This window comes from Pseudomonas sp. FSL R10-1339 (genome assembly GCF_009600545.1).
Taxonomy (GTDB): Bacteria; Pseudomonadota; Gammaproteobacteria; order Pseudomonadales; family Pseudomonadaceae; genus Aquipseudomonas; species Aquipseudomonas bubulae.
The window spans coordinates 1-1,621 of the sequence record NZ_WIVQ01000210.1; the positions used below are offsets into that span (position 1 = coordinate 1).

The following is a 1,621-nucleotide window of genomic DNA, read 5'->3' on the forward strand; positions in this document are numbered from 1 at the left end:
TTTGCAGGGGGCGCGCCAGCGCATCGGCGACCATGTGGCGCGATTGCCCCTGGGCTGGTTTACGACGCAGAACACCGGCCATCTGGGGCATGTAATTACCCAGGGCATGATGGCGGTGGCGCAGTTGCCAGCGCACGTTTTCACCCCTGTGATCAGTGGCGCGGTGACGCCTTTGGTGATCGTCGCCGCACTGTTTGCCGTGCATTGGCCACTGGGGCTGATTGCGCTGTTGGGGCTTGCGGTACTGGCAGGGGCGCTGCTGTTGAACGCGCGCCTGGGGCAGCGTACTGACCGGGCTTTCCAGCGGCACTTCGCGGATGCCAGCCAGCGCATGGTCGAGTTTGCCCAGGCGCAATCGGTACTGCGCGCGTTCAATGGCGAAGGGGGCGGGACGCAGTTGCTGGAACAGGCGCTCGAGCGCCAGCGCCAGTCCGGGCTGCGCCTGATCTATCAGTCATCGCTTTCGGTGGTACTCAATACCTGGGTCGTGCAGGTGATCTTTGCGGCCCTGTTGATCGCAGCCGCCTTGTGGCTTAACGGCCTGATGGGCGACACGCGGGATAACGCTTCGGTGATTGCGGTAGTCGTTGCGCTGTTGTTGAGCAGCCGCTATATCGAGCCGTTGCTGGACGTGGCCGGTTATGCCGAGATCCTGCGCAGTGCCAGCGGTCAACTTGACGCGGTGCAGGCCATCTTTGCCGCCCGGCCCTTGCCGGAGCCGGATCAGCCACAACCGCCACGGGATGGCTCTATAGAGTTGCGCGCAGTGAGCATGGCTTACGCGCCCGATCAGGCCGATGTGCTGCATGATGTCAGCCTGCGTATTGAGCCGGGCAGCATGACAGCGTTGATCGGTGCTTCGGGCTCGGGCAAGACCACGCTGGTACGGCTGATCGCACGGTTTTTCGATGCGCGCGAAGGGTGCGTGCTCGTGGGTGGTGTGGATGTGCGGCACATGTCCGACAGCCAGTTGGCGGGTCAGATCAGTCAGATATTCCAGGACTGTTACCTGTTTCAGGGCAGCATTGCCGACAACATCCGCATCGGCAAACCCACCGCCAATGCTGACGAAATCCTCGAGGCGGCGCAGCAGGCCGGGCTTGGCGAACTTGTCGGGCGCTTGCCGCAAGGCCTCGACACACCGGTGGGCGAGGGTGGTGCACGGCTGTCGGGCGGTGAGCGCCAGCGTATTGCAATTGCACGCGCACTGATCAAGGAGGCGGCCATCTTGCTGGTGGATGAAGCCACTGCGGCGCTGGATGCCGAGAATCAGCACGTGATCGCCCGGACACTGGCCAGGTTGCGCGGGCAGCGCACGCTGGTGGTCATTGCGCATCAACTGTCTACGGTGTCGATGGCCGACCGGATCGTGGTACTGGATCACGGCCGGGTGGTCGAGCAGGGCACGCCCGCGGCATTGCTTGCCGCCAAGGGGCTTTACGCGAAGTTTCTTGAACAGCGTCGGGCTGCCAAGGGTTGGCGGGTGGCGAGCGGCAGTGAGCTGCAATGATGCGGGCACGATGGCTAGGGGTATTTGCCATGCTCTGCGTCACATCACTGCTGGTGGGGGCCCGGCAACTGGAGTGGTCGCAGCTGTGGTCCTTGTCGGGCGATGCCTGGC

At 63.8% G+C, this 1,621-nt stretch carries 1 protein-coding gene; it reads left to right on the plus strand.

Annotation, left to right across the window (positions count from 1 at the left end; all coding sequences use genetic code 11):
* On the plus strand, nucleotides 1-1,510 hold a 1,510-nt coding region (locus tag GHO03_RS24400), incomplete at its 5' end, for an ABC transporter ATP-binding protein (protein ID WP_153400680.1).
* Between the last annotated feature and the right edge of the window lie 111 nt (nucleotides 1,511-1,621).